Genomic DNA, 309 nt, shown 5'->3' on the forward strand with positions numbered 1-309 from the left:
TGATCTGTTGTTTGCTGTGTTCATCGAGTTTTTCCAGGGCGAGGATGTTGTCGATGAGGATGCAGGTTTGCCCTGTGGTTAAGGGCAGGAAGATTTCGTAGATGGAGAGGTCGAAGCAGAAGGAGGTGGTGGCCAGGACACCGGTTCTGTCGGACTCGGGTAATAAGGCGGCGGCCCAGTGCAGGAGGGAGACGCCGCTCTGGTGGTTGATGGCAACGCCTTTGGGGCGACCGGTGCTGCCTGAGGTGTAGATGATGTAGGCGAGCTGGCCGGGGTTGACCGGGGGCAGGTTTGTGCTGAGAACTTGAT

General features: G+C 57.9%; 1 protein-coding gene. It reads right to left on the bottom strand.

The window, feature by feature from the left end; translation table 11 throughout:
- Window positions 1-309: AMP-binding protein (locus tag ACO0LH_RS28600; RefSeq protein ID WP_422944542.1), on the bottom strand; the 309-nt coding region annotated here is incomplete at both ends.

Source organism: Undibacterium sp. TJN19 (assembly GCF_049339485.1).
Taxonomy (GTDB): Bacteria; Pseudomonadota; Gammaproteobacteria; order Burkholderiales; family Burkholderiaceae_D; genus Undibacterium.